This is a genomic window from Skermanella mucosa (genome assembly GCF_016765655.2).
Lineage (GTDB): Bacteria > Pseudomonadota > Alphaproteobacteria > Azospirillales > Azospirillaceae > Skermanella > Skermanella mucosa.
Genome location: NZ_CP086106.1, coordinates 439,029 through 465,859 on the forward strand (window position 1 = coordinate 439,029; position 26,831 = coordinate 465,859).

At 68.0% G+C, this 26,831-nt stretch carries 26 protein-coding genes; 19 read left to right on the plus strand and 7 right to left on the minus strand.

What is annotated here, in order from left to right; genetic code table 11:
- Nucleotides 1-86: 86 nt before the first annotated feature.
- Nucleotides 87-800, minus strand: a complete 714-nt coding sequence (locus JL100_RS02020; RefSeq protein WP_202684404.1) for a ferritin-like domain-containing protein — start codon at nt 798-800, stop codon at nt 87-89.
- 199 nt (nt 801-999) lie between these two features.
- Here JL100_RS02020 and JL100_RS02025 point away from each other — a divergent pair, with 199 nt between their 5' ends.
- Nucleotides 1,000-1,959: a response regulator gene (locus tag JL100_RS02025; RefSeq protein WP_202684405.1), complete on the plus strand. Its 960-nt coding sequence runs from the start codon at nt 1,000-1,002 to the stop codon at nt 1,957-1,959.
- A 27-nt stretch (nt 1,960-1,986) separates the two neighbouring features.
- On the opposite strand, the gene JL100_RS02030 is transcribed toward JL100_RS02025, so the two are convergent.
- Nucleotides 1,987-2,178, minus strand: coding sequence for a hypothetical protein (locus JL100_RS02030; protein WP_202684406.1), 192 nt, complete (start codon nt 2,176-2,178; stop codon nt 1,987-1,989).
- A 601-nt stretch (nt 2,179-2,779) separates the two neighbouring features.
- Between JL100_RS02030 and coxB the strand changes: the two genes are divergently transcribed.
- The 9 genes from coxB to JL100_RS02075 all read left to right on the plus strand — a co-directional run bounded on the left by coxB (nt 2,780) and on the right by JL100_RS02075 (nt 10,676).
- Nucleotides 2,780-3,649, plus strand: coding sequence for a cytochrome c oxidase subunit II (gene coxB / locus JL100_RS02035; protein ID WP_323378381.1), 870 nt, complete (start codon nt 2,780-2,782; stop codon nt 3,647-3,649).
- 95 nt (nt 3,650-3,744) lie between these two features.
- Nucleotides 3,745-5,349, plus strand: coding sequence for a cytochrome c oxidase subunit I (ctaD, locus tag JL100_RS02040; protein WP_202684408.1), 1,605 nt, complete (start codon nt 3,745-3,747; stop codon nt 5,347-5,349).
- A 79-nt stretch (nt 5,350-5,428) separates the two neighbouring features.
- Complete coding sequence (gene cyoE, locus JL100_RS02045; RefSeq protein ID WP_158043620.1) at nt 5,429-6,358, plus strand: heme o synthase; 930 nt, start codon at nt 5,429-5,431, stop codon at nt 6,356-6,358.
- 37 nt (nt 6,359-6,395) lie between these two features.
- Entirely contained in the window at nt 6,396-6,545 is a 150-nt protein-coding gene (locus JL100_RS02050; protein WP_192499224.1) for a hypothetical protein, read from the plus strand.
- Entirely contained in the window at nt 6,542-7,138 is a 597-nt protein-coding gene (locus JL100_RS02055; protein WP_202684409.1) for a cytochrome c oxidase assembly protein, read from the plus strand. The genes JL100_RS02050 and JL100_RS02055 overlap by 4 nt, the downstream gene beginning before the upstream one ends.
- 25 nt (nt 7,139-7,163) lie before the next feature.
- The gene (locus JL100_RS02060; protein WP_202684410.1) at nt 7,164-7,976 is read left to right on the plus strand and encodes a cytochrome c oxidase subunit 3; all 813 of its coding nucleotides are present in this window, start codon (nt 7,164-7,166) and stop codon (nt 7,974-7,976) included.
- Between the two features lie 100 nt (nt 7,977-8,076).
- The gene (locus tag JL100_RS02065; RefSeq protein ID WP_323378530.1) at nt 8,077-8,385 is read left to right on the plus strand and encodes a DUF983 domain-containing protein; all 309 of its coding nucleotides are present in this window, start codon (nt 8,077-8,079) and stop codon (nt 8,383-8,385) included.
- A gap of 6 nt (nt 8,386-8,391) precedes the next feature.
- A complete protein-coding gene (locus JL100_RS02070; RefSeq protein ID WP_202684411.1) occupies nt 8,392-9,132 on the plus strand; it encodes an SURF1 family protein in 741 nt (246 codons plus the stop codon).
- A gap of 50 nt (nt 9,133-9,182) precedes the next feature.
- Nucleotides 9,183-10,676 (plus strand): carboxypeptidase M32, encoded by a 1,494-nt coding sequence (locus JL100_RS02075; RefSeq protein ID WP_202684412.1) that lies wholly within the window; start codon nt 9,183-9,185, stop codon nt 10,674-10,676.
- A 517-nt stretch (nt 10,677-11,193) separates the two neighbouring features.
- On the opposite strand, the gene JL100_RS02080 is transcribed toward JL100_RS02075, so the two are convergent.
- Together JL100_RS02080 and JL100_RS02085 are read right to left on the minus strand one after the other, a co-directional pair.
- Nucleotides 11,194-11,673, minus strand: coding sequence for a GNAT family N-acetyltransferase (locus JL100_RS02080; RefSeq protein ID WP_202684413.1), 480 nt, complete (start codon nt 11,671-11,673; stop codon nt 11,194-11,196).
- Nucleotides 11,670-11,918 carry a DUF1127 domain-containing protein gene (locus JL100_RS02085; protein WP_202684414.1) on the minus strand — a complete coding sequence of 83 codons (249 nt, stop codon included), beginning with the start codon at nt 11,916-11,918 and terminating at the stop codon, nt 11,670-11,672. Before JL100_RS02085 ends, JL100_RS02080 begins: the two co-directional genes overlap by 4 nt.
- A gap of 108 nt (nt 11,919-12,026) precedes the next feature.
- On the opposite strand from JL100_RS02085, the gene JL100_RS02090 reads away from it, so the two are divergent.
- On the plus strand, nt 12,027-12,917 hold the full coding sequence (locus JL100_RS02090; protein WP_202684415.1) for a LysR family transcriptional regulator: 891 nt from the start codon (nt 12,027-12,029) through the stop codon (nt 12,915-12,917).
- A 24-nt stretch (nt 12,918-12,941) separates the two neighbouring features.
- On the opposite strand, the gene JL100_RS02095 is transcribed toward JL100_RS02090, so the two are convergent.
- Nucleotides 12,942-13,877 (minus strand): flagellar motor protein MotB, encoded by a 936-nt coding sequence (locus JL100_RS02095; protein ID WP_202684416.1) that lies wholly within the window; start codon nt 13,875-13,877, stop codon nt 12,942-12,944.
- Nucleotides 13,878-14,030: 153 nt separating this feature from the next.
- Between JL100_RS02095 and motA the strand changes: the two genes are divergently transcribed.
- The gene (gene motA / locus JL100_RS02100) at nt 14,031-14,897 is read left to right on the plus strand and encodes a flagellar motor stator protein MotA (RefSeq protein WP_202684417.1); all 867 of its coding nucleotides are present in this window, start codon (nt 14,031-14,033) and stop codon (nt 14,895-14,897) included.
- Between the two features lie 43 nt (nt 14,898-14,940).
- On the opposite strand, the gene JL100_RS02105 is transcribed toward motA, so the two are convergent.
- Nucleotides 14,941-16,332: a S41 family peptidase gene (locus tag JL100_RS02105; RefSeq protein WP_202684418.1), complete on the minus strand. Its 1,392-nt coding sequence runs from the start codon at nt 16,330-16,332 to the stop codon at nt 14,941-14,943.
- Between the two features lie 306 nt (nt 16,333-16,638).
- On the opposite strand from JL100_RS02105, the gene JL100_RS02110 reads away from it, so the two are divergent.
- From JL100_RS02110 to JL100_RS02125, 4 genes are all read left to right on the plus strand, one after another.
- Nucleotides 16,639-17,592 carry an ABC transporter substrate-binding protein gene (locus JL100_RS02110; protein WP_202684419.1) on the plus strand — a complete coding sequence of 318 codons (954 nt, stop codon included), beginning with the start codon at nt 16,639-16,641 and terminating at the stop codon, nt 17,590-17,592.
- Between the two features lie 16 nt (nt 17,593-17,608).
- Entirely contained in the window at nt 17,609-18,391 is a 783-nt protein-coding gene (locus JL100_RS02115) for an ABC transporter permease (RefSeq protein ID WP_202684420.1), read from the plus strand.
- Between the two features lie 16 nt (nt 18,392-18,407).
- A complete protein-coding gene (locus tag JL100_RS02120; protein WP_202684421.1) occupies nt 18,408-19,202 on the plus strand; it encodes an ABC transporter ATP-binding protein in 795 nt (264 codons plus the stop codon).
- Nucleotides 19,203-19,403: 201 nt separating this feature from the next.
- Complete coding sequence (locus tag JL100_RS02125) at nt 19,404-20,726, plus strand: c-type cytochrome (RefSeq protein WP_228421031.1); 1,323 nt, start codon at nt 19,404-19,406, stop codon at nt 20,724-20,726.
- 41 nt (nt 20,727-20,767) lie between these two features.
- Here the strand turns inward: JL100_RS02125 and typA are convergent, their stop codons facing one another.
- Nucleotides 20,768-22,600 carry a translational GTPase TypA gene (gene typA, locus JL100_RS02130; protein ID WP_202684423.1) on the minus strand — a complete coding sequence of 611 codons (1,833 nt, stop codon included), beginning with the start codon at nt 22,598-22,600 and terminating at the stop codon, nt 20,768-20,770.
- A gap of 451 nt (nt 22,601-23,051) precedes the next feature.
- On the opposite strand from typA, the gene JL100_RS02135 reads away from it, so the two are divergent.
- From JL100_RS02135 to JL100_RS02145, 3 genes are read left to right on the plus strand one after another with little or no spacing between them, the layout of a single operon-like run.
- A complete protein-coding gene (locus JL100_RS02135) occupies nt 23,052-24,833 on the plus strand; it encodes an autotransporter assembly complex protein TamA (RefSeq protein ID WP_228421032.1) in 1,782 nt (593 codons plus the stop codon).
- 55 nt (nt 24,834-24,888) lie between these two features.
- Nucleotides 24,889-26,208 carry a DUF2157 domain-containing protein gene (locus JL100_RS02140; RefSeq protein WP_202684424.1) on the plus strand — a complete coding sequence of 440 codons (1,320 nt, stop codon included), beginning with the start codon at nt 24,889-24,891 and terminating at the stop codon, nt 26,206-26,208.
- Nucleotides 26,205-26,795, plus strand: coding sequence for a GDYXXLXY domain-containing protein (locus tag JL100_RS02145; protein WP_202684425.1), 591 nt, complete (start codon nt 26,205-26,207; stop codon nt 26,793-26,795). Before JL100_RS02140 ends, JL100_RS02145 begins: the two co-directional genes overlap by 4 nt.
- Nucleotides 26,796-26,831 lie beyond the last annotated feature (36 nt).

The following is a 26,831-nucleotide window of genomic DNA, read 5'->3' on the forward strand; positions in this document are numbered from 1 at the left end:
TCGGCATCCAAACGCCGCAGCGGCAGGACTTGTTGCCGCCTACTCCTCCGATACCGCGCCCTCCGGACCCGGGCGCCCCGCGTGGTTCAGACGCGCCGAAGGGTCCGCGCCAGCATGTCCAGTCCCAGCCTGCCGGCCGCCTCGACGATATCGGCGGTGGCGCCGTGGAAGAGGCCGAAGCTCTCGGCCGCGATACCCGGAAAAGTCCCGCGCCCGGCGCCGAGCCGGTCCAGCGCGTCCCAGGCCCATTCGAAATGGGTCTCCTCGTCGCGGGCGGCCCGCTTCAGCATCGCCTCCACGTCGGCCGGATGGTCGCCCCGGGCATGGCGGCGGTACTTGTCGCGGGCCTGTCCCTCGTTGGTGACGAAGGCCAGCAGCACCGCGCGGTCGCCGCCGGCCAGGCTTCCGGCCGACCCGCCGGCCTGGACCAGCAGCTTGAACAGGCCGGTCGGGAAGTGCGGCAGCCGGATCGGCACGCCGTCCCGCGTCCTGATCAGATCGATCAGATCGGCGATGTGCCGCTCGTGGTCCTCGCGGTACTGGGCCAGCCGGTCGCGCAGGCCGCCGTCGCGCAGCGCCGCGATCGCCAGCGTATAGGCTCCCACCGCGTCGCAGTCGAGCTGCAGAAGGTCGTTCAGTTCCGCTATAAGCGCCACGTCGCGCCCGCCCGCGGTATTGAAGGAGTGGAACCCCAGTCCTGCCGCGTTCCATCCCGGCATATTCGGGCCGCCCGCCAGGGGAGCCGGGAAGAGGCCGGCGGTCATGCGCCGGGCGATCTGGGAGCTGCTGGTGTCTGTCATGTCGCCGATCCTCGAACTGTTGGCTCCGGCCGCGGCAGCGGCTTCACCCCTCCCTCAACCGCCGGGCTGCGACATTGCTCCCGCCCGATATGCGACTGTCGCGCTTGCCGTCTGAAAACGGCATGTCATTCTCATGACCATGACCAAGCTCATATGACCGCTGCCGAACCAACGGGAGCGACGATCGCGGATTGATTGAATGATCGCCAGGGCGCACCGGCCGAAGATCGGCATTCTGATGGGGGAGGGCAACCTCTCGGTCCGCATCGCCCTCAAATCCCTCCTCCAGGCGGAGGGTTTCTCGGGGATCGTCGACGTTCCCGACATCCGGTCGCTCCGCGCACTGCTGGAGGAGGGGCGTGACACGCCCGACGTGGTCGTGCTCGACGCCGACCTGGAGGGCGAGGACCCATGCGGGCTTGTCCGCTCGATCCGCCACGGCAAGTTGGGGCGGAATCCTTTCGTGACCGTGATCATGACGACCTCGATCGCCAGCAACGAGCGCGTCCGCGCGATCGTCGAGAGCGGGGCCGACGGCCTGCTGGTGAAGCCCCTGTCGGTCAATGCCGTCATGGAGCGGCTGATAGGATTGGTCCGCCAGCGCAAGCCCTTCATCGTCACCTCGGCCTATATCGGCCCCGACCGCCGCAAGGACCCGGCGCGCGGCCCCAGCTCGATCCCGCTGTTCGACGTGCCCAACACCCTGCGCGCCAAGGCTGAGGGCCGCTCCGCCGAGCTCGCCGCCATGGACGAGGTGATCGCCCGCGCCCAGTGCCAGATCGACGAGGAGAAGCGACGCCGCGACGCCTTCCAGGTGACTTTCCTGGCCGGCCTGATCGTCTCCGGCACGCCCGCCCTGAACGACGATGCCGCCAACCGCGAATACCTGGAATCCCTGATAGACGCCTGCGATGACCTGCTCGACCGGCTGCCCGGCACGCCCTATGCGGCGCTCGTGGAGATGGTGACCGAACTGCGCAACCTGGGCCAGCGGATGGTGAACAGCGGCCGGGTCAGCGAACCCGCGGCGCTCCGCCTGCTGCGACCCCTGTCCGACGCCATCATGGCGGGCCTCAACCCCGACCGCGCGCCGGCTGACCTGTCGGACCAGGTCAACGCCGCGATCCGCAAGTACCGCGAGCGGGTGCCGGTGGGGTAGGGGGGCGCCGGCCGCCGCCCCGCTCCCTCAGCCCGCCCGCTCGCGGGACAGGCGGGCGAACTCGTCGGCGAAGAAGCTGCCGCTGTTCGCCAGGGTCTGGATCTCGTCGCTGATCTCGGCATAGCCGGCCTGGCGGAGGCGCTCGGCGACCCTGGAAAGCTCCTTCACGGCGAAGGACAACTGGTTGGCGATGGCTTCGGATTCGGTCTTCTTGGCCATGGACTGGTCTCTATCGACGGCATGTTGCGACTGCGGGTGCTCGGCCGCCCACGCCGAACATACCCATAAGGATACCACTTTTCCCGAGGCTGTTCACGGGACGGGTTGCATGCCCCAGTCTTCCCCCGGCCGGCATGCGGCGAAAGCGCACACCATGTGCGTCATCATGGATGCTGCCCCGCCGTCCTTCCGCCGAACCGCGCCAGTCCTGCCAAGGATCCTCGGATTATGCAGAAAATATAGCCAAATCAGACGGATCGGTCCGCTGCGTCAAGTTGACGCCGGGGATGTCGAGCGCGTATGTAAAAACCATGATCTTTGAGCGGGATCAATTCAGGCGCACCTGCGACGATATGTACCTCCCTGATCGGGAGCGCCGGTTGATCGGGTCATGAACAAACAGGTATGTTCAGCCGCACGGCGGTCTCCGGCGCCGGGGCACGCGGGTCCATCCGTGCGTTCCCCGGGGCGGCCGGAAGGAGCCGGCCACAAGAATCACCCCGCGCGAAGCGGGGGACGGGTTTCGTCAGACATGCGGAGCGGGCGGCTCCGCCGCAAGGAAGAGTGGTTAGGGATGAATGTGCACAGGATAGGCGCCGTCTTGACGGCCTTTTTGTTTTCCGTATTCGGCAGCGCCGGTGCCGCCCTGGCCCAGGGTCAACCCGCTGTCGGGGAGCCGCACTCCTGGCAGCTCGGCCTCCAGGCGTCGGCCTCCCCCGTCAAGGAGCAGCTGACGGACTTCCACAATCTGCTCCTGGTGGTCATCACCGGCATCACCCTGCTGGTGCTGGCGCTGCTCATCTACGTCATGGTCCGCTTCAACGCCAAGGCGAACCCGAACCCGACCCGGACCTCCCACAACACGATCCTGGAAGTCGCCTGGACCGTGCTGCCGGTGGTCATCCTGGTCGTGATCGCGGTGCCGTCGTTCAAGGTCCTGTACTTCATGGACAAAGCCGAGAACGCCGAGATGACCCTGAAGGTCATCGGCCACCAGTGGTACTGGGAGTACCAGTATCCGGACCATGAGGACCTGACCTTCAGCAGCTACATGATCCCGGACGAGGACATCCAGCCCGGCCAGCGCCGCCTGCTCGAGGTGGACAACCGGATCGTGCTGCCGGTCGACACCAACATCCGCATCATCGTCACCGCGGGCGACGTGCTGCACAGCTGGGCCATGCCGTCCCTGGGCATCAAGAAGGACGCCATCCCCGGCCGCCTGAACGAGACCTGGGCGCGGATCGACCGCGAAGGCGTCTATTACGGCCAGTGCTCGGAGATCTGCGGCACCAACCACGGCTACATGCCGATCGCGATCGAGGCGGTCTCCAAGGAGCGGTTCGCCCAGTGGCTGGTCGAGGCCAAGGAGGAGTTCGCCTCCAACGCCCCGAAGGCTCCGGCGGTCCAGGTCGCCCAGGTGCCGGCCGTTCCGGCCCCCGCCGCTCAGGCCCCTGCCGCGCGGGAATGACCGGCACCAGGAACAATCAGCGCGGCGGCACCGCGCCGGCCCCAGGCCGCGCCGCCGCCCGCGCAACGACAACCCGAGGGTAAGGGACTAGCACCATGGCTCACGGAGCGACCGGAGCATCCGCCCACGACGATCACGGCCACGACCACAAGCCGGGATTCGTCGCGCGGTGGTTCTTTTCGACCAACCATAAAGATATCGGCACTCTCTATATCATCTTCTCGATCATCGCCGGCCTGATCGGCGGCCTGTTCTCGGTGATCATGCGCATGGAGCTCCAGGCTCCGGGCAGCCAGATCGTCTCCGACGGCCAGCTGTGGAACGTCATCATCTCGGCCCACGGGCTGATCATGGTGTTCTTCGTGGTCATGCCGGCGCTGATCGGCGGGTTCGGCAACTGGTTCGTGCCGCTGATGATCGGCGCGCCCGACATGGCCTTCCCCCGGCTGAACAACATCAGCTTCTGGCTGCTGGTCCCGGCCTTCCTGCTGCTGCTGGGCTCCGCCTTCGTCGGCACCGGCGCCGGCACCGGCTGGACCATCTATCCGCCGCTCAGCTCGGCCGTCGGGCATCCCGGGCCGTCGGTCGACATGGCGATCTTCGCCCTGCACCTGGCCGGCGCCTCGTCGATCCTGGGCGCCATCAACTTCATCACCACCATCTTCAACATGCGCGCACCGGGCATGACGCTGCACAAGATGCCGCTGTTCGCCTGGGCGATGCTGGTCACCGGCTTCCTGCTGCTGCTGGCGGTCCCCGTGCTGGGCGGCGCCATCACCATGCTGCTGACCGACCGCAACTTCGGCACCACCTTCTTCGACCCGGCCGGCGGCGGCGACCCGGTGCTGTTCCAGCATCTGTTCTGGTTCTTCGGCCACCCCGAAGTCTACATCATGATCCTGCCGGGCTTCGGCATCATCAGCCACATCATCTCGACCTTCTCCAAGAAGCCGATCTTCGGCTACCTGGGCATGGCCTACGCCATGGTCGCGATCGGCGTGGTCGGCTTCGTCGTGTGGGCCCACCACATGTTCACCGTCGGCCTCGACGTGGACACCCGGGCCTACTTCACGGCCGCGACGATGATCATCGCGGTGCCGACCGGCATCAAGATCTTCTCCTGGATCGCCACCATGTGGGGCGGCTCCATCGAGATGAAGACCCCCATGCTGTGGGCCATCGGCTTCATCTTCCTGTTCACCGTGGGCGGCGTCACCGGCGTCGTGCTGGCGAACGGCGGCATGGACATCGTCCTGCACGACACCTACTACGTCGTGGCCCACTTCCACTATGTTCTGTCGCTGGGCGCGCTGTTTTCGATCTTCGCCGGTTTCTACTACTGGATCGGCAAGATGTCGGGCCGTCAGTATCCGGAGTTCTGGGGCAAGGTCCATTTCTGGATGACCTTCGTCGGCGTCAACCTGACGTTCTTCCCGCAGCACTTCCTGGGTCTGGCCGGCATGCCGCGCCGTATTCCGGACTATCCGGATGCGTACGCGGGGTGGAACATGGTCTCGTCGGTGGGCGCATACCTCTCGTTCGCCGCCGCGGTCCTGTTCGTCGGCATCGCGCTCTACACGATCACCCGCGGCCAGCGCGTCGGCGCCAGCTACTGGGGTGACTCGGCGACCACGCTGGAATGGACGGTCAGCTCGCCGCCTCCGTTCCACCAGTTCAACGAACTGCCGCGCGTGAAGTAAGCGCGGCGTCCGGCGGGGGACGATCACGGGGCCTCGGACGGGTCCCGTGATCCCATGGACCAGGGGAAGACGTGAAGAGATGACTGACATCACCATGCGGCCGGACGCCCAGGCGCCGGTCCAGGGCTTCGCCACCGGCGGGGTCCGCGACTATTTCGAACTGCTGAAGCCCCGGGTCATGTCCCTGGTGGTGTTCAGCGGCTTCGCCGGGATGATCGTGGCCCCCGGCCACATCCACCCGGTGCTGGCGCTGACCGCCATCCTCTGCATCGCCGTCGCCGCCGGCGCGTCCGGCGCCATCAACATGTGGTACGAGCGCGACATCGACCGCATGATGCAGCGCACCCGCAACCGCCCCCTGCCCGAGGGCAGGGTGGACCCCGACGAGGCGCTCAGCTTCGGCGTGGTCCTGACCATCGGCTCGGTCATGCTGATGGGTCTGGCGGTCAACTGGGTCGCGGCCGGCCTGCTGGCGCTGGCCTCCTTCGTCTATGTCTTCGTCTACACGATCTGGCTGAAGCGCCGCACGCCGCAGAACATCGTGATCGGCGGCGCGTCCGGCGCCTTCCCGCCGATGATCGGCTGGGCCGCGGTGACCGGCGACGTCAGCCTCGCCTCGATCATCCTGTTCCTGCTGATCTTCATGTGGACGCCGCCGCATTTCTGGGCGCTGGCCCTGTTCCGCAACGGCGACTACGCCAATGCGGGCGTGCCGATGCTGCCGGTCGTCTCCGGCGAGCGCGAGACCAAGAAGCAGATGCTGATCTACACGCTTCTGCTGTTCCCCATCGCGGTCGCCCCCTATTTCGTCGGCATCGCCGGCCTGGCCTATCTGGCCGGCTCGGTCGTCCTGGGCGGCCTGTTCGTGGTCCTGGCGGTCCAGGTCTGGTACGACAGGACGGACAAGGCGGCCAAGCAGATGTTCGTCTTTTCGATCCTCTATCTCTTCCTGCTGCTGTCGCTGCTTATCGGCGAGCAGCTCACCGGGCCGCTGGCCCGGCTTTCGTAAAGCCAGTTCCCGTAAAGCAAGCCATCGCGTGGGTCCCATGAATGCCAACCGCCTTCCCGGCCATCAGCTGACCGACGAGCAGAAGCGCCGACAGCGCGGCAAGAACATCGCCGTGCTGCTGGCGCTCCTGGCCCTGGTGGCCTTGCTCTACGTCATCACCCTGGTCCGCATCGGAGGGAACGCATGACCCCGGGCAAGGACCCCCGCACCCACGGGGACACGCGGCGCAAGAACCTGATCCTCATGGGCAGCCTGTTCGGGCTGGTCTTCGGCATGATCGGCCTGTCCTTCGCCGCAGTGCCGCTCTACAGCCTGTTCTGCCAGGTCACCGGGTTCGGCGGCACCACCCAGCGGGCGGAGGGGCCGGCCGGGGAGATCCTGGACCGCACGGTCAAGGTCCGCTTCAACGCCGACGTCAACGGCGCGCTGCCCTGGGGTTTCCAGCCGGAGATCCACCAGATGGAAGTGCGGATCGGCGAGTCCGCGATGACCAGCTACCGCGCCGTCAACCATTCCGACGAGCCGATCGTCGGAACCGCGACCTACAACGTCACGCCGGACAAGGCCGGGATCTATTTCAACAAGATCCAGTGCTTCTGCTTCACCGAGCAGCGGCTGGAGCCGGGCCAGAGTGTTGACATGCCGGTCTATTTCTTCGTGGACCCGGCCATGGCCGACGATCCCAAGCTGGACGACGTCAAAACCATAACCCTGTCCTACACCTTCTTCCGCGCCCATGACGGCGGGGCGGCGGGACAGGTAACGTCAATCAACGAATAAGAGCATAGAACGAGGGTTACACAGCATGGCCGAGACTAACGCGCATGCCACCGGGGGCGGTCACAGCCACCCATACCATCTGGTCGATCCCAGCCCCTGGCCGTTGCTCGGCGCCTTTTCCGGCGGCCTGCTGGCGGTCGGCGCCATCCTGTTCATGCATGGCAGCGGCTGGCTGCTGCTGGCGCTCGGCTTCGTCGCCGTCCTGGCCGTCATGGCCGGCTGGTGGCGCGACGTCCTGAAGGAGGCGGTCCGCCAGAAGGCCCACACCCCCGTCGTCAAGCTGGGCCTGCGCTACGGCATGGCGCTGTTCATCGCGTCGGAGGTGATGTTCTTCGCGGCCTTCTTCTGGGCCTTCTTCGACGCCAGCCTGTTCCCCAAGGAGGCGATCGGCGGGGTCTGGCCGCCCCAGAACATCGAGACGTTCAACGCCTTCCACCTGCCGCTGATGATGACGCTGATCCTGCTGCTGTCGGGCACGACGGTGACCTGGGCGCACCACGCGATCATCGAAGGCGACCGGCGGACGGCCAGCGTGGCGCTCGGCCTGACCGTGCTGCTGGGCGTGCTGTTCAGCGGCTTCCAGATCTACGAATACACCCACGCCCATTTCGGCTTCACCGACGGCATCTATCCGTCGACCTTCTTCATGGCGACCGGCTTCCACGGTTTCCACGTCATCATCGGCACGATCTTCCTGGCGGTCTGCTGGTGGCGCACGGTGGCCGGGCACTTCACGCCCAAGAGCCATTTCGGCTTCGAGGCGGCGGCCTGGTACTGGCACTTCGTCGACGTGGTCTGGCTGTTCCTGTTCGTGTCCATCTACTGGTGGGGAGCCTGACGCCCTGACGCGAACCCGGCAACCTCGGGTCTCTCCCCTCGCCGCGGCACTGAAGTGCCGGTGCCCGCGGTGCGGGGAGGGGCGTCTGTACAAGGGCTTCCTGTCCGTCTCGGACCGGTGCGAGGTCTGCGGCCTCGCGCTTGCCCGCGGCGACAGCGGCGACGGTCCCGCCGTGTTCCTGACCTTCATCCTGGGTTTCACGGTGGTTCCCGTCGCGCTGTGGGTCGCCATGTCGGTCGATTGGCCGCTCTGGCTCCACGCCGTCGTCTGGACCGTGGTGATCCTGGGGCTGGCGCTGGGGATGCTCCGGCCCGCCAAGGCCTACCTGATGGCCCTCCAGTTCCGCCATCGCGCCAGCGAATACGATATCCCCGAGACACCGGAGTCTCGGGCCGACCCCCGGAATTGAGGACTTATGGCTGCCCTTGCTGACAAGAGCGGGCGGCGTTTCCGCCCCGGTCTCGGCGCCACCCTGTCCACCCTGGTGGCCGTCGCGATCATGGTCGGCCTCGGCACCTGGCAGGTCGAGCGCCTCTCCTGGAAGAACGACCTGATCGAGCGGATCGAGGCCGGCCTGAACGCCGACCCGGCCCCATTGCCGCCCCGCATCGACGACCCCGCGGGATGGGATTTCCGCCGCGTCTCGGTCACCGGCGAATTCCTCCACGACCAGGAACTGAACCTCGCCGCCCGCAGCTTCAACGGCCGGATCGGCTACCATGTCGTGACGCCGCTGCGGCGCGACGACGGCACCACGGTACTGGTCAACCGCGGCTGGGTACCGACGGAGGCGCGCGACCCCGCGGCCCGTCCCGACGGTCTGCCCGCCGGGACCGTCACGGTCGACGGCATCGCCCGCGTGCCGCCGGGGCCGGGCTGGATGCAGCCGGACAACGACGCCGCCGCCAACATGTGGTTCTGGTACGACATCCCGGCCATGGCCGTCACGGCCGGCGCGGACAACGCGCTGCCGCTGGTGGTCGAGGCGGGACCGGCCGCCAACCCCGGCGGCCTGCCGGTCGGCGGCCAGACCAACGTCACCATCCCCAACAACCACCTCCAGTACGCCGTCACCTGGTATGGGCTGGCGCTGACGCTGCTCGCCGTCTATGTCGCCTCCCAGTGGCGGCGCGACCCCGACCGGGAGCCGCGCTGACACCGCCCCGATAGCCGCCCTCATCCTTCGCCTTCAGGGAAGCCGCAATCATGTCCGCCTATCAGACGCTCGAACGCCGCTTCGCCCGCATCGCCGCCATCTCCGACGCGCTGGGCATCCTGCAATGGGACACCGAGACGCTGATGCCGCCCGGCGCCGCCGACGGCAGGGCGGAACAGCTCGCGACCCTGAAGGTGATCAGCCACGAGCTGCTGACCGACGAGGACAACGCCGACCTGCTGGCCGACGCCGAGCACCAGACCGACCTTTCCGACTGGCAGGCGGCGAACCTGCACGAGATGCACCGGGCCTACCTGCACGCCACGGCCGTGCCGACCGACCTGGTGGAGGCGAATTCCCGGGCCGTCTCCCGCTGCGAGATGGTCTGGCGCGACGCCCGGCCGGCCGGCGACTTCGCGATGCTCCTGCCGAGCCTGTCGGAGGTGCTGAACCTCCAGCGGAAGATCGCCGACGCCAAGGCCGAGGCGCTGGGCTGCCAGCCCTACGAGGCGCTGCTCGACACCTACGAGCCGAGCGGCAACACCGACACCATCGACCGCCTGTTCGCGGATCTTCGCCAATTCCTGCCGGGCTTCCTGGCGCAGGTGCTGGAACGCCAGGCCCGCCGGCCGGAGGTGCTGCCGCTCCAGGGGCCGTTCCCGGTGGAGACCCAGCGGGCGCTCGGCGTCCGGATGATGCAGGCGGCCGGGTTCGACTTCAGCCGCGGCCGGCTCGATATCAGCCTGCACCCCTTCTGCGGCGGCGCCACCCACGACGTCCGCCTGACCACCCGCTACGACGAGGCGGATTTTGCCAAGGCGCTGATGGGCGTGCTGCACGAGACCGGCCACGCCCTCTACGAGCAGGGCCGCCCGGCCGAGTGGCTGGGCCAGCCGGTCAGCGAGGCCCGCGGCATGAGCCTGCACGAGAGCCAGTCCTTGCTGATCGAGATGCAGGCCTGCCGCAGCCGCGCCTTCCTGGAATTCGCCGCCCCGGTGATGCGCGAGAGCTTCGGCGGCACCGGTCCGGCCTGGGACGCCGACAACCTGTACCGGCTCTATACCCGGGTCGAGCCCGGCTTCATCCGGGTCGATGCCGACGAGGTCACGTACCCCGCCCATATCCTGATCCGCTACGAACTGGAAAAGGCGCTGATCGCCGGCGACATGACGCTGAACGACCTGCCCGGCGCCTGGAACGACGGCATGCGCGACCTGCTGGGCCTCAAGGTCCCCAACGACCGCCTCGGCTGCCTTCAGGACATCCACTGGCCGGGCGGCGCCTGGGGCTATTTCCCCACATACACCCTGGGCGCCATGACCGCCGCCCAACTGTTCGACGCCGCCTGCCGCGCCGACGACGCCGTGCTTCCCGGCATCGCGAAGGGCGACTTCTCCCCGCTGCTGGGCTGGCTCCGCACCAACATCCATTCCAAGGGCAGCCTGCTCCCCGCCGACGAACTGCTCAAGCAGGCCACCGGCCGTCCCTTGGACGCCAGCGTTTACCAGCAGCACCTGCGCCGGCGGTACCTGGAGGAGGCGTGAGGGCGGGGGAGTTGTAGTTCCGACCAGGACCCTCGTCTCTCGTCGGTCGGACGCCGCTTCGCTGTACACGACCTGCATGGCCGCTGCTACGATCCGCGACGTTGCTTCGTCCAACCTCACGGAAAGACCCGATGACCCTATCCCGCGAGGATCTGGACGCCGGCCGGATCACTCGCCGCGTTGCGTTGGGCCACGGCCCAACCTACGGTTTGATGTAGGGCGGAGGTGATGCGGGTCGTCGATCGTAGGTCGGGCCGTGGCCCAACGCGTCGGCCCGGCTTTTCCAGGCGGGTCAAGCTGATCGGGTTTTGCTCTAGCCCGGCGATCAAGGAACACGGCGACAACCGCATTGTCGAGCCTGCCTCATGTGTCCCTCCGGCCTGTCGGAGTCGATCGCGAAAGCAGGAAAGCAAACTCCGCGCCGAGGTGCCGATATTCTTCAGTAACGGTGGATTGATCGCCGTCCGATGCGGAGTTGTAGAATCGCGTGACGGCCTCGGATGGGATGGGCCTGATTTCAGCCGAGCGACTTTTCCAGGCAGACATGGCCTTCGTGGCCGGCATAGCTGCCGTAATTGTCGCGCCGGCGATAGCCGTGGCGGGTGTAGAAAGCCAGGGCTTCGGCGTTGGTCGCCAGGGTCTCCAGCCAGATCGCGCGGTACCCGCGCAGCTTGGCTTCCTGTTCCAGCGCCAGCAGCACCGCCGAGCCGATGCCGCGGCGGCTTGGCTTCGCGTACATCCGCTTGATCTCCGCCACACCGGGCTCTTCCGGGATCGGCCGGATCGCGCCGCACCCGACCGCCTCGTCCCCATCCCGTGCCAGCAGGAAGACCGAACCCGGGTCATCCGGATCCCAGCCGGCGAAGGAACCGCGGCCGTCCTGTCCGAAGCGCCGCAGCAGTTCGGCCGAGAGCGCGTCGATCAGCGGGACCGCGGCGGGATCGTCCGGCGTGCCGCGGACGATCGTCAGCCCGTCCCGCTGAAGCGTTTCCGTCATCGCAGCCCCCGCCGACGCGCCGATGCCCGGGCGATGTCGGCGCGCGTGACGCCAATATCGCGCAGGAGCGAGTCGTCCGCATCCATCAGGCGGCGGTAGTCGCGCCGGATCCGGCGACTCTCGCGGAAAGCCGCCAGCAGGCCGGCGTCCAGCGCCAGCATCGCCCGCCCGATGCCCTCGATCGCGTCCGCCAGCGGCGGGTGGTCCGCCAAGGCGGGTCTTCGCAGGATTGCCGACGTCTTCATCCCAGCCTCCTCTCAGCCAGTCCCGTAAGGTTGCCGGTAGAGATTGCGACGAAATGTCTATTAGCGCAAATTGGATCCTTGGATGAAAACCATAAGGAAAACCTTGGGATGAGGAGCCTGAATCTCGACCAGCTCCGGACCCTGGTCGAAGTGGTGGAAGGCGGCAGCTTCTCCGCAGCGGCGCGCCGGCTCAACCTCAGCCAGCCGGCGGTCAGCCAACAGATCCGCGAGCTGGAAGGCCGCTTCGGCGTCCAGCTGGTCGAGCGGCTGGGCAAGCGGGCCTTCGCCACCCCTGCCGGCCGCGATCTGGTCGAGCATGCCCATCGCCTGGCGCACGAGGCCGATCTGGCGGCCGCCGCCATGAGGCGGCACCGGGAAGGCTGGCTGGGCCGGGTGAGGATCGGCACCGGCGCGACCTACCTGGCTTATTTCTTCACGCCGATCCTGCGGAAGCTTCGCGAGCAGCATCCGAACATCGAGCTGGTCATCACCGTGGGCACCACCCAGGGCATCGTCGACGGCATGCTGCGCAACGAGATCGACATCGGGGCCGTGACCCTGCCGGTGGACGAGCGCCTGTTCGAGGTGACCTATATCCGCAGCGATCCCATGCAGGCCGTCCTGCCGACCAGCTACCCGGACATCCCGGAGACGGTCACGCCCGACTACATGGCGCGCCAGCCGCTGATCCTGGAGTATGCCAAGGCGACCACCGGCATGATGGTCCGGCAATGGCTTGCCGCCTCGGGGACGCCGCCGCGTCCCGCCATGGAGCTGGACATGATCGAGGCGATCAAGACCACCGTGGCGGCCGGCCTGGGCGTATCGATCCTGCCGTTCGAGGCGGTCCTGCGCCGTCCCCTGCCGGAGGGAATGGCGGTCCGCCCGCTGTCGCCGCCGGTCCACCGCCGGCTGGGCCTGATCCGGCGCCGGGACAAGGAGGCCGACCCGGCGCTGCGCCAAGTCCGGGAAGCGCTGCTGGAACTGGCGAACACCTGATCCCGCGCCCCGGCCGCCTCCGCCTCACTGCGCCTGCTTGAACAGGATGATCGAAATCCTCCGGTTGCGCGGGTCGTTCGGATTCTCCGGGAACAGCGGGTCCACCTCCGCGCGGCCGCTGACGTCGGCGATGCGGCCGGGGTTCAGGCCCATGGCGGACAGCGCCCGCAGCGTGGCGCCGGCGCGCTGGCTGGACAGGTCCCAGTTGCCCTGGGGATTGTTGGCGAACGGGGTGGCGTCGGTGTGGCCGCGGATCGCGACTTTGTTGGGCAGCGGTCCGATCGCCTGGACGACACGGGCCAGCAGCTTGCGCATGTCTTCGTTCATCTGGGTGCTGCCGAGCGCGAACATGCTCTTGCCCTCGGCATCGACGATCTGCACCCGCATGCCTTCCGGCGTCTGGTCCACCAACAGGTTGTTCTTCAGGCCCTGGAGGTCGGGGGAGTTCTCGATCGCCTTCTTCAGCTCCTCCGCCGCGCGGTCGAACTGGCGCTTCTCGCGCTGTTCCGGCGTCAGGGACGGCGGGGCGCCGGGCTTGGGCGGGGCGCCGGCCGCCTGCTGGCCGGACCCGCTGTCCTCGCCCTCCGCCCCCTCGCCGGCGCCCTGGCTGTCGCCGTCGTTCTCGGTCGGGGCGACCAGCGTGCTCGGCGCGCTCTCCTGGGCGGTGAAGGCGGCGTTGGGCGAGGAGAGGCTGCCCGGCACGGATATGGTGACGCCGCCCAGCAGCCCGCCGGAGCCGCTGTTGGAACTGGAGACCGCCGGGCTCGGCGAGAAATAGTCGGCCAGGCTCTTGCGCTGGTCCTCGGTGGTCGAGCCGAGCAGCCACAGCAGCAGGAAGAACGCCATCATGGCGGTCACGAAGTCGGCATAGGCCACCTTCCAGGCGCCGCCGTGGTGGCCGCCACCGCTGATCTCGATCCTCTTGATGATGATGGGACGCTCGCCGCCGCCCTTGGCCATGACTCACCTGAATGACGAAATATTAAGACTTCCACGACACCATGCGCTGGTCTTGTGCTGGTTCTGCGGCAAAACCGCGCGCCGTCCTGCGTGACCTTGCAGAATACCTAGCCCGAGAATGTGAAGAATTCTTTATCGGCAAGTCGGACGATCATGCTCGCAATCGGTGGTCTCGTTTTTCTTTTCATTTGCGTGTTCGGCGTCTACGCGATGACGGGCGGCAACATGGCGATCGTCATGGGCGCCTTGCCGCACGAGATGGCGACCATCGGCGGGGCGGCGGTCGGCACCTTCCTGATCTCCAACAGCGGGCACGTGATCAAGCACTCGCTGAAGGACATGGCCAAGGTCATCAAGGGGGCCAAGTTCAAGAAGTCCGACTACATGGACATCCTGACCCTGATGTTCCAACTGCTGAAACTGGCCAAGAACAAGGGCACCGTCGCGATCGAGCCGCATATCGAGAAGCCGAGCGAGAGCCCGATCTTCCAGGCCTATCCCAAGATCACCCACGACCATTTCGCGCAGGACCTGATCTGCGACTATCTGCGCATGGTCTCCATGAGCCAGGACGACCCCCACCAGGTCGAGGACATCATGGACCGCGAGATCAAGGGCTTCCTGGCCGAGGGCGACCACGTGGCCCACGCGTTCCAGGGCATGGCCGACGCCCTGCCGGCGCTCGGCATCGTCGCGGCGGTGCTGGGCGTGGTGAAGACCATGGGCTCGCTGAACGAGCCGCCGCCCGTGCTCGGCAAGATGATCGGCGGCGCGCTGGTCGGCACCTTCCTGGGCGTGCTCCTGGCCTACGGCATCTTCGGCCCGATCGCCACGCGGCTGAAGGGCATCTACGAGGACGAAATCAAGTTCTACCACGTGATCCGGGTGATCATCACCGCGCACCTGCACGGGCAGGCGCCGCAGATCAGCGTGGAGACCGGCCGGAAGGCCATTTCCCACGAATACATGCCGAGCTTCGCCGAAGTCGAGGAGAAGCTGAACAGCCTGCCGCCGGTGTGATCCGCCGGCGGCAGGCGACTTTCCGGAACCCCGCCCGGCCCGCTCAGCCCGCGGTCTTGGTCACTTTCGGCTGGGCCGGCGGCTGCGCCGGAAGCTGGCGGAAAAGCGAGGTTCCGACCAGCAGGTCGACCGCGCGGCGGAGCTGGTAGTCCTCGGCGCTGCCGGGAACGGCGGGAGCGGCCGGGGCCGGCGCGGCACCGGGGGCGGGTGTGGCGGCCGGCGGCTGTCCGCGCGGCGCGTCCTTGGACAGCGTGTCGTTGGACAGGGCGCCGCGCAGGTCCGATTCCTTCCGGCCCGGCGTCTGGGCGACCTGCTCCAGCTTGGCCTGCTCCACCGTGATGTCGGGGGTGACGCCGAGCGCCTGGATCGACCGGCCCGACGGGGTGTAGTAGCGGGCGGTGGTGATCTTCATGGCCTTCTGGTCGGGCAGCGGCATGATCGTCTGGACCGATCCCTTGCCGAAGGTCTGGGTGCCCATCAGGACGGCCCGGTGCTGATCCTGGAGCGCGCCCGCCACGATCTCCGACGCGGAGGCCGAGCCGCCGTTGACCAGGACCACGATCGGCAGGCCCTTGGTCAGGTCGCCGGACGTGGCGTCGAACCGCTGGGTCTCCACCCCGTCGCGGCCCCGGGTCGAGACGATGTTGCCCTTGTCCAGGAAGCTGTCGGCGACCGAGACCGCCTGGTCCAGCAGGCCGCCGGGGTTGTTGCGCAGGTCGACCACATAGCCGATCAGCCGGTTGCCGAGCTGCTGCTGGAGCGACTGCACGGCCTTCTCCAGCCCCGGCTGGGTCTGGCGGCTGAAGCCGGTGATGCGGATATAGCCGACGTCGCCCTCCGCCCGCGACTTGACCGGCTGGCTCCTGATCACCTCGCGCGTCAGGTTCACTTCGAACGGCGCCGCCTCGGCCGCGCCGCGGCGGACCATGACCTTGATCGGCTGGCCGACCGGGCCGCGCATCCGCTCGACCGCCTGCTTGAGGGTCAGGCCCTGGACCGGCTCGCCGTCGATCTGGGTGATCAGGTCGCCGCTCTGGAACCCGGCGCGCGCCGCCGGAGTGTCGTCGATCGGCGAGATCACCTTGACGTAGCCGTTCTCCAGCGTGACCTCGATGCCCAGCCCGCCGAACTCGCCGCGGGTCTGCACCTGCATCTCGGCGAAGTCCTCGGTGTCGAGGAAGCTGGAATGGGGATCGAGCGAGGTCAGCATGCCCTCGATCGCGGCCTTGACGAGCTGCTCGTCGGTCATCTTCTCGACATACTGCCCCCGGACCCGTTCGAACACCTCGCTGAACAGGTTCAGCGCCCGCTCATCGACCGAAGTTTGGGCGGGCGCCGCCTTGGCCGGTGTCGCCGCCGGGGGCTGCGCCAGGACCGGCAGCGGCGCCATGAGCACCAGCGACATGAAGGCGGCGGAGACGAATTTCTGCGGCATGCGGGCGTGATCCTGTGACGGGCTTGCGGTGAGCCTGGGGGCTGGTTGATGAAACAGGGGTGCTGGCACGGGCTGCTCTATCGATACGATACACCAAACGGGCCGCGATAAAGAGAACAGGAATATGGTTAATGTAAGGTTATGAAAAATGCGGCCCGGCGGCCCGGCGGGGCTTTCATGCCCCTTCACAGCACGGTGATGCTGTGGAACACTCCGCAGGCCGCCGCATGCCGCACTGCATCATCCCGCAGGCATCATCCGGTACGGCCAAGAATCGAGCGGTGCTAGAGACAGGAAGGTTCTGCGATGATGAGACGATGCTTCGGCGTATTGTCGGCCCTGGCCATGGCGGTCGCCGCCTCCACCTCGGCGCTGGGAGCCGATTTGCCCAAGGTGACCCTGGCGATGAGCGGCTGGACCGGCTTCGCCCCGATCACCCTGGCGCAGAAGGCCGGCATCTTCGAGCGCAACGGCGTCCAGGTCGAGATCAAGAAGATGCCGACCTCCAACCGGCACCAGGCGATGGCGTCGGGCGACGTGCAGGCGATCACGACCACGGTCGATACCCACATCCTGTACGCGTCGAGCGGCGTCCCGGTCACGCAGGTGCTGGTGCTCGACACCTCCTCCGGCGGCGACGGCATCGCCGCGCGGGACGGCATCGGGTCGCTAAAGGACGCCAAGGGCAAGTCGGTGGCGGTGCAGTTCGGCGGCGTCCCGCAGTTCTGGCTGGCCTACCTTCTCAAGCAGCAGGGCATGAAGCTCGACGACCTCAAGCTGACCAACCTGGAGCCCAAGGACGCGGCCAGCGCCTTCGTCGCCGGCCAGTTCGACCTGGCCGTCACGTACGAGCCGTACCTGTCCACGGTGCGGGCCAACAATGCCGGCAAGATCATCGTCACCTCGGCCGAGACGCCCGGCGTGATCGTCGATACCCTGGCGTTCCAGCCGGACTACATCGCGTCGAACCCCAAGGTCGTCCAGGCCATGGTCAAGTCCTGGTTCGAGGCGCTCGACATGATCAAGGCGCAGCCGGAGGAGGCCTACCGCATCATGGGCGCCGACGTTAACCAGACGCCCGAGCAGTTCCAGGCCTCCGCCAAGTTCGTGCAATGGTACGACCGCGACATGAACCGGACCTACATGGCCGAGACCCTGCCGAAATTCCTGAAGGAGGCCAACGACGTCATGGTGGAGGCCAGGCTGGTGCGCCGGCCGGCCGACGTCTCGACCATGGTCGACGCATCCTTCGTGAAGTAGGCGCGCAGCCGTTTCGATGCCGGATCTTTTCAATCCCCTCAAGCCGGTGCCCCCCGGGCGCCGGATAGCGCTTGGCGTCCTGGGGTTCGTCACGGTGGTGGCCCTGTGGTGGGCCGTCACCGCCAGCGGCCTCGTCAAGCCTCTGTTCCTGGCCGGCCCCTGGGACACGCTGAAGGCTGGATACGCCCTGTTCTTCGAGTTCGGCTTCGCCGGCGACGTCGCCGTGACGGTCGGGCGGGTGTTCGGCGGCTTCCTGATCGCCACGGCGGTCGCGGTGCCGCTCGGCATCCTGATGGGCGCGTTCAAGCCGGTCGAAGCCTTCTTCGAGCCGCTGATCTCCTTCGCGCGCTACCTGCCGGCCTCTGCCTTCATCCCGCTGCTGATCCTGTGGGCGGGGGTGGGCGAGGCGCAGAAGCTGTCCGTGATCTTCATCGGCGCGGTCTTCCAGATCTGCCTGATGGTCGCGGTGATCGTCGGCGGCACCCGCGCCGAACTGGTCGAGGCGGCCTATACCCTGGGGGCGAAGAACCGCGGGGTCGTGCTCCGGGTCATGCTGCCGGCGGCGGCGCCCCAGATCTTCGAGACCCTGCGGCTGGTGCTGGGCTGGGCCTGGACCTACGTGATCGTCGCCGAGCTGATCGGGGCCAGCGCCGGCATCGGCTTCATGATCATCGACGCCCAGCGTTTCCTGGACACCGGGCAGATGATCTTCGGCATCTTCGTGATCGGGGTGATCGGGCTGGTTTCCGACTTCCTGTTCAAGCAGGTGAACCGGCACCTGTTCTCCTGGGCCAGCTGATGGCGGCGTAATCGTAATGAGCACCTTGGATATCGACGGCGTCGGGCGGGTCTTTCCCCCGGCACGGCGGGGCGGCGCGGCTACCGTGGCACTCCAGCCGACCGACCTGGCCGTGGCGGACAACGACTTCATCACGATCCTGGGACCGTCCGGCTGCGGCAAGTCCACCCTGCTGCGCATCGTCGCCGGCCTGGACCTGCCCAGCCAGGGCCGGGTGCTGATGGACGGCCGGCCGGTCGGCGGGCCTGGACCCGACCGCGGCATGGTCTTCCAGTCCTACAGCCTTTTCCCCTGGATGACGGTGCGCGACAATATCTGCTTCGGGCTGCGCGAGAAGGGCTTGCCGAAGGCCCGGCAGAAGGAGATCTCCGACTATTTCCTGGAGCGCGTCGGCCTGCGCCAGTTCGCCGACCATTTCCCCAAGACGCTGTCCGGCGGCATGAAGCAGCGCACGGCGCTGGCCCGGGCGCTCGCCAACGACCCCAAGGTGCTGCTGCTGGACGAGCCGTTCGGGGCCCTGGACCACCAGACCCGGGCGCTGATGCAGGAGCTTCTGCTGGGCATCTGGGAGGCCGACCAAAAGACCGTCCTGTTCGTCACCCACGACATCGACGAGGCGATCTTCCTGGCGAACCGCGTGGTCGTCATGACGGCGCGGCCCGGCCGGATCAAATGCGACATCCCGATCGACCTGCCGCACCCCCGCACCTACACGATCAAGACGACGCCGCGGTTCGCCGAGTACAAGGCCCGCCTTACCGAGGAAATCCGGGTGGAGACGATCCGGGCGGACGCCATGGTGGCGGGGTAGGATCGGTATTCATTGTTTGGCCACAGATGAACGGCGATGGAATCAGATCAGAGATGAACCATGCGTCATATCTGCTTTCATCGCCGTTCATCTGTGGCCCGAAACATATCGTCCGACGCATAAAGCGCTGGCGGGCTGGATTTGACCGTCGCCGGTCAACCATGCATGTTGACGGGATCTGGACAGAACGGAGCAACCGCAGTGCCCTTCGCACCGCCAACCATCGGCCGCTTCCTGATCGCGGCCGCAGCGCTGCTGGTCGCCGCGATGCCGGCGCGGGCGCAGCTTGTCGGCCATGGCGGCATGGTCAAGGGGGTGGCCGTCTCGGCCGACGGCAGCCGCGCCGCGAGCGCCGGGTTCGATTATTCGGTGATGCTGTGGGACCCCAAGGCGGCGGCGGCCGTGGCGCTGATGCACGGGCACGAGGCGGCGGTCAACGCGGTCGCCTTCACGCCCGACGGAAGCCGCGTCGTCAGCGGCGGGGACGACGGGAAGGTGATCCTCTGGCGGCTGGGGCAGGGCGCTCCGGAGCGGGTCATGGCCGGCCACAAGGGGCGGGTCGCCGCCGTCGCGGTGGCGCCGGACGGGCTGACGGCGGCTTCGGCGGCCTGGGACCGCACGGTCCGGCTGTGGGACCTGGAGAGCGGCGCCCAACTGGCCGAACTGACGGGACATGCCGGCAACGTCAACGCCGTGGCCTTCACGCCCGACGGTGCACGGCTGGTCAGCGCCGGGGAGGACGGCACGGTCCGCCTCTGGAACCGGTCAGACGGAACGGAGATCAAGGCGCTGGGTAGTGGCCTGCCTGTCAACGCCCTGGCGCTGACTCCCGACGGCGCGCGTGCCGTGGCGGGCGGGATCGACGGTACCGTCCGGATCTGGAACCTGGAAACCGGGACCGAGGAGGCCGGTCCCGTGGTCGGCGATCCGGCCCCGGTGCTCGCGGTGGCGGTCTCGCCCGACGGCTCCCTCGGTGCGGTTTCCGGAGTGACCGGCGGCATCACCGTGTGGGCGCCGGCGGACGGGCGCGTGCTCCATGCCCTGGCGGGGCATCGCGGCCCGGTCTGGGCGCTGGCCTTCGAACCGGACGGGAAGCGGCTGCTGACTGCGGGGGGAGACGGGGCGATCCGCCTCTGGGATGCCGCGACCGGGCAGGAAATCCGCACCGGCGCCTCCCGGCTGGCGGCCTCCGACGTGCCGCGGGACGCGCAGGGGGAACGCGGGGCGGAGCTGTTCCGCCGGTGCAGCGCCTGCCACACGGTCACTCCCGACGGCGGCAATCGGGCGGGGCCGACGCTCTACGGCGTGTTCGGCCGCCGGGTCGGCACCGTTCCGGGCTATCCCTACTCGCCGGCGCTCCGGGACGGGACCATCGTGTGGACCGCCGAGACTGTCGGCGACCTGTTCAAGCGCGGGCCTGACGTTGTGACGCCGGGCACCAAGATGCCGGTCCAGACCATCGGCAACGACGCGGAGCGGGAAGAGCTGATCCGCTGGCTGGAAAAAGTAACGGCGCCCCGCTGAACGGGGCGCCGCATACCAGTTGCCTCAGGAAAACCGGGCGATCAGCTCGCCTCGGCCTGCTTCTGGGCGCGCTTGCGCTCGTTGGGGTCGAGGTGGCGCTTGCGCAGCCGGATCGACTTCGGCGTCACTTCCAGCAGCTCGTCGTCGGCGATGTAGGACATCGCCTTCTCCAGCGTCATCACGATCGGGTTGGTCAGGCGGACCGCCTCGTCCTTGCCGGCGGCGCGGATGTTGGTCAGCTGCTTGCCCTTGAGGACGTTGACTTCCAGGTCGTTGCCGCGGGTGTGCTCGCCGATGATCATGCCCTGGTAGACCGGGACGCCCGGCTCGATCATCATCGGGCCGCGGTCTTCCAGGTTCCACAGGGCATAGGCCACCGCGGTGCCGTCGCCGTTGGAGATCAGCACGCCGGTGTGGCGCGACGCGATCGGACCCTTGTACGGGGCGTAGCCGTGGAACAGCCGGTTCATCAGGCCGGTGCCGCGGGTGTCCGTCAGGAACTCGCTCTGATAGCCGATCAGGCCGCGCGACGGCACGTGGAACACCAGGCGCGACTTGCCGGCGCCCGAAGGCTTCATCTCGATCAGGTCGCCCTTGCGCTCGGAGACCTTCTGGACGACGGTTCCGGAGAACTCCTCGTCCACGTCGATCACCACTTCCTCGATCGGCTCCTGGCGCTGGCCGGTGATCGGGTCGCTCTGGAACAGCACGCGCGGGCGGGAGATCGACAGCTCGAACCCTTCGCGGCGCATGGTCTCGATCAGGATGCCGAGCTGAAGCTCGCCGCGGCCGGCGACCTCGTAGGCGTCGGTGCCGTCGGTCTCGCTGACCTTCAGCGCCACGTTGCCCTCGACCTCGCGGAACAGCCGGTCGCGGATCATGCGGCTGGTCACCTTGTCGCCCTCGCGTCCGGCCAGCGGGCTGTCGTTGACCGAGAAGGTCATCGCCAGCGTCGGCGGGTCGATCGGCTGGGCCGGCAGGGCGGTCTCGACGCCGGGATCGCAGATGGTGTCGGCGACGGTTGCCTTGGTCAGGCCGGCGATGGCGACGATGTCGCCCGCCTGGGCCTCGTCGACGCCGACCCGCTCCAGGCCGCGGAAGGCCAGCAGCTTGGAGATGCGACCGGTCTCGATCACCTTGCCGTCGCGGGACAGCGCCTTGATCTGCATGTTGGCGCGGGCGGTGCCGGTCTCGATGCGGCCGGTCAGGATGCGGCCCAGATAGGGGTTCGCCTCCAGCGTCGTCACCAGCATGGTGAAGTTGGCGTCGTCCTTGTTGGCGGCGACCTTGGGAGCGGGAACGTGCCGGCGGACCAACTCGAACAGCGGCTTCATGTCGACCCGCTCGGCTTCCAGGCTCTCCGCCGCCCAGCCGTTGCGGCCCGAGGCGAACAGCGTCGGGAAATCGAGCTGCTCGTCGCTGGCTTCCAGCGCCGCGAACAGATCGAACACCTCGTCATGGACCTCGTGCGGACGGGCGTCCGGGCGGTCCACCTTGTTGATCACGACGATCGGGCGCAGGCCCAGCTTCAGCGCCTTGCCGACCACGAACTTGGTCTGGGGCAGCGGGCCCTCGGCCGCGTCCACCAGCACCACGACGCCGTCGACCATGCTCAGGATGCGCTCGACCTCGCCGCCGAAGTCGGCGTGGCCGGGGGTGTCGACGATGTTGATCCGGGTGCCGTCCCACAGGACGGACGTGCACTTGGCAAGGATGGTGATGCCGCGCTCACGTTCCAGGTCGTTGCTGTCCATCGCCCGTTCGGCGACCTGCTGGTTCTCGCGAAACGAACCGGACTGGCGAAGCAACACGTCGACAAGGGTGGTCTTGCCATGGTCGACGTGCGCGATGATGGCGATATTCCGCAGATCCATACCGAACTTCTCTGATGTCCCGGGTTGAGCCGCGGCGTACCGCGGGCAAACAAAAATGCCCGGATAAACACCTGGAGAATGGATCGCAGCCCTTCTCAGTGCCCGGGTCATGTTGCGGCGCAGTATACAGTTTGCGCCATGAACTACAAGCGGAACCGCCTGCGGCCATCTGTTCACAGAATGGCAGGCCGTCCCGCCTGGAAGCTTAGAATGGGGAGGGAACCCAACGGTTTCAAGGGCAAGTCCCGAAAACCCGCCCGTATGGGGGGTTGCCTTAAGGAACATCGTCCGGCACCACTGTGTTTGCCAACCACCGTTCGAACGGAGAGACCCCCTGAAGTCCGGCCTGCCCCCTTTCCGCAGTTCCAAGCGCCTTGCCAGACCTCCCGGTGGACTGCCCGGTGGGCTGCGGCCCCGCTCCCGGGCGGCCATCACGCGCGGCGTCATCGGCTTGGCCCTGATCCTCGCGGTGGGCGGCATCGTCGCGGCGCCGGTCGTGGCGCAGCAGACTCCCTACGAGGTCAGCCTGACCGGGGTGGAGGACGGATCGCTCCGGGAACTGCTGGAGGGCACGGCGACCCTGTTCCGCCTGGCCGAGCAGCCGCCGCCGAGCCCGATCGGCCTGCGCCGCCGGGCCGACGCCGATCGGGAACGGCTCCAGACGGCCCTGCGCTCGGTGGGATACTACGATGCCCGGGTCGAGATCGCGGTCGATACCTCGGTGGAACCCGCCAAGGTGGCGGTGACCGTGACGCCGGGGCCGGTCTACCGGTTCGACCGCATCGCCGTGGCCGGAGCCGGCGGCACGCCGCTCGAAGGAGCCCCGATCACCGCCGAGGACATCGGCATCCAGGTCGGCGACCCCGCCCTGTCGGCGACCGTCGTCGATGCCGAGACCCGGCTGACCGGCCAGCTGGCAGCGCGCGGCTTCGCCTTCGCCAAGATCGCCGAGCGCCGCGCCGTGGTCGACCACGAGGCCCGGACCATGGACGTGACCTATACGGTCGATCCGGGACCGTTGACCCGCTTCGGGGAGGTCAGCGTCGAGGGGTTGGACCAGGTCTATGAACAGCTCGTGCGCAACCGGATCCCCTGGGACCAGGGCGAGGAGTACCGGCCGGACGCGATCGAGGACGCCCGGCAGTCGATCTCCGACCTCAACGTGTTCTCGTCGGTCCGGGTCGGGCTGGCGCGCGAACCCGGGCCGGACGGGGTGACTCCGGTGACCGTCACCGTCGAGGAGCGGCCGCGCCGGGTGATCGGTGCCGGCTTCAGCTATTCGACCGAGGACGGCTTCGCGACCAACGTCTATTGGGGCCACCGCAACCTGTTCGGCGGCGCCGAACAGTTCCGACTGTCCGCCACCGTTTCGCGGATCGGCGAGAACGACCTGACCGATACCGAGGCCCGGCTGAACGCGAACTTCCGCAAGCCGGATTTCCTGACCTTGAACCAGGCGCTGATCCTGGACGCGAGCCTGATCCGCGAGCGGCCCGATGCCTATGATCGCGACGCCATCGTGCTGTCGGCCCTGCTGGAGCGCGAGCTGAGCGACCGGTTGACGGTATCCGGCGGCGTCACGCTCGAACAGTCGCGGGTCGTCGATCCGCCGGACACGACCACCGAGAGCACCCTGGTGGGCGTCCCGCTGACGCTCCGGTACGATACCACCAACGATCTGCTCAACCCGACCAGCGGGTTCCGCACCGATCTGCTCCTGACGCCCTATCAGCAGATCGGCGGCGCCGACGCGGCCTTCACCATCGCCCGCCTCACCAACAGCGCCTATTACGATTTCCGCGGGGACGGATGGTACGTCGCGGCGGGGCGGCTGTCGGTCGGCAGCATCTTCGGTTCCAGCACCACGGACATTCCGGCGGACAAGCGTTTCTATGCCGGCGGCGGCGGCTCGATTCGCGGTTACGGCTTCCAGGATGTCGGACCGCGCGACGCGTCCGGCGATCCTGCGGGCGGGCGCAGCCTGATCGAGGTCGGCGCGGAGATGCGGGTCAAGGTGACCGATACCATCGGCATCGTTCCCTTCATCGACGGTGGCAACGTTTACGAGAACTCGACGCCGGACTTCTCCGAAGAGCTGCGCTGGGGCGCCGGCATCGGCGCCCGCTACTATACCGGATTCGGCCCCCTGCGGCTGGACGTGGCCGTGCCCCTGAACAAGCGGCCCGGCGATTCCAGCTGGCAGCTCTATATCAGCATCGGACAGGCCTTTTAGGGCCGCGGCTCTGCTATGATCCGGATGCGGGGAGGCAGTTCGGGTCACGCCAGTGTTGCGACACCATCTTGCTGAATTTTACTATATCGAACGGCTGCGGGAAGACCTGCCGCGCTGGGTAGAGCGGGGCTGGATCCGCCCGGAGGACGCGGAAGCGGCCCTGGCCGACGCGAAGGCGGCGCGGCTTCGGCGGATCGCGCTGCCCAACCTGCTGGCGCTGTTCGGTACCATCCTCGTCGCGGTGGGCGCGTTCCTGTTCATCGCGGCCAATTGGCAGGGCATGGGGCGCCTGGCCAAGCTTGCCGTGCTGTTCGGATCGCTCTGGGGGACGCACGCCGCCGCCTGGGCCGCGCTGCGGGCCGGCATGGGCCGCTTCGCCGAGGCGCTGCTGCTGTTCGGCGTGCTTCTGTTCGGCGTGGGCATCATGCTGGTCGGGCAGATCTATCACCTGCCCGCGGATCCGCCCGCCGGCGTCCTGATGTGGGCGCTGGGCGCGATCCTGGCGGCGTGGGCCTGGCCCAGCGAGTGGGCGGCGTGCGCCGCGCTGGCCCTGGTGACGGTCTGGTTCAGCCTGGCCGCCCCCGATTCTCCCCTGCCGGTCTTTCTTCCGTTCATCCCGGTCTGGGCAGCACTGCTGCCGCCGATCCTGCGCATGCGCTGGATCATCGGTTATCATGCCGCCCTGGCGTCGCTGGCCTGGTTCATCCTGGTGACCCTGGCATCGCTGTTCTCCACCGCCGACGCGGCGGAGGGGGATGTGTTGCGGCTGGGCAGTGCCATCTCGGCGGCGCTGCTGGCCGTCGGCGGCGTCCTGTCGGGCCGGCCCCTGACGGCGGAGTTCGGGACGCCCCTGGAACGGCTCGCGCTGATGGGCCTCGTCGTGGGCGCGTCGCTGCTGGCGCTGCCGGCGCTTCAGACCGACCTGTCCGCCATCGGCGAGCCGGCCTGGGCCGGACTGGCTTTGCCGCCCCTGCTGGTCGCGGCGGCGGGGGCCGCGGTGGTCTGGCGCCGGGACGGCGGACTGCTGGCCGGTGGCGCCGCGGCGCTGGCCGCCATCCTGCTCGCCGACGCGCTGGTTCCGCCGGAGAGCCACGGGATCTCGCTGATCCTGCTGAACCTGGTCCTGGTCGGGGCGCTGATCGGCATGATCGCCGAGGGATATCGCCGCGAGGACCGCTTCACAGTCAACCTGGGCTTCCTGGCCTTCGCGCTGACCCTGCTGCGGCTCTATTTCGACACCTTCTGGCTGCTGCTGGACCGGGCGCTGTTCTTCATCTTCGGCGGACTGCTTGTCATGGCGCTGGGATGGCTGTTCGAGCGCAAGCGCCGGCTGCTGGTCGGCGGCGGGGGCAGCAAACGGAGTGCCGCGGCATGACCCGCGGCGGACGCCTGCTGACCCTGGCGCTGGCGCAGACCGCCGTGCTGGCCGGCCTGATCGGCTTCCGGCAATGGACGCTGGAGACCGGGACCCCGGTCGTGCTGTCGATCCGCCCGGTCGATCCGCGCTCGCTGTTCCAGGGCGACTATGTCGAGTTCAGCTACGACATCGGGAACCTCCGCCTGGACCGGCTGGTCGGCGACGACGACCTGGAGAGGGGCGAGACGGTCTACGTGGACATCCAGCCGGGCCGCCCCGCCTGGCAGGCCACCGGCGTCTGGCGCCGGCGCCCGGCCGCGACGCCGACCGGCGTCGTCCTTCGCGGACAGGTCAGATGGGTGGCCGAGCAGCAGTGCGAGGAGTCCGGCTCCGGGGAATCCGCCGCGATCGTCCCCTGCCGCATCGCCGGCATCCGCTACGGCATCGAGGACTACTTCGTCCCGGAAGGGACGGGAGCCGCCCTGGAGCGCCCGGAGGAGGGCGAGCGGATCGACATCCGCGTCGCGGTCAACCGGGCCGGCACGCCGGCGATTTCGGCCATCCTGGTCAACGGCGAGGTCCGCCACCAGGAGGGGTTGTTCTGAGGGTTCCGCTGCCGGCCTGCGGCCCCGGTGCGGAGG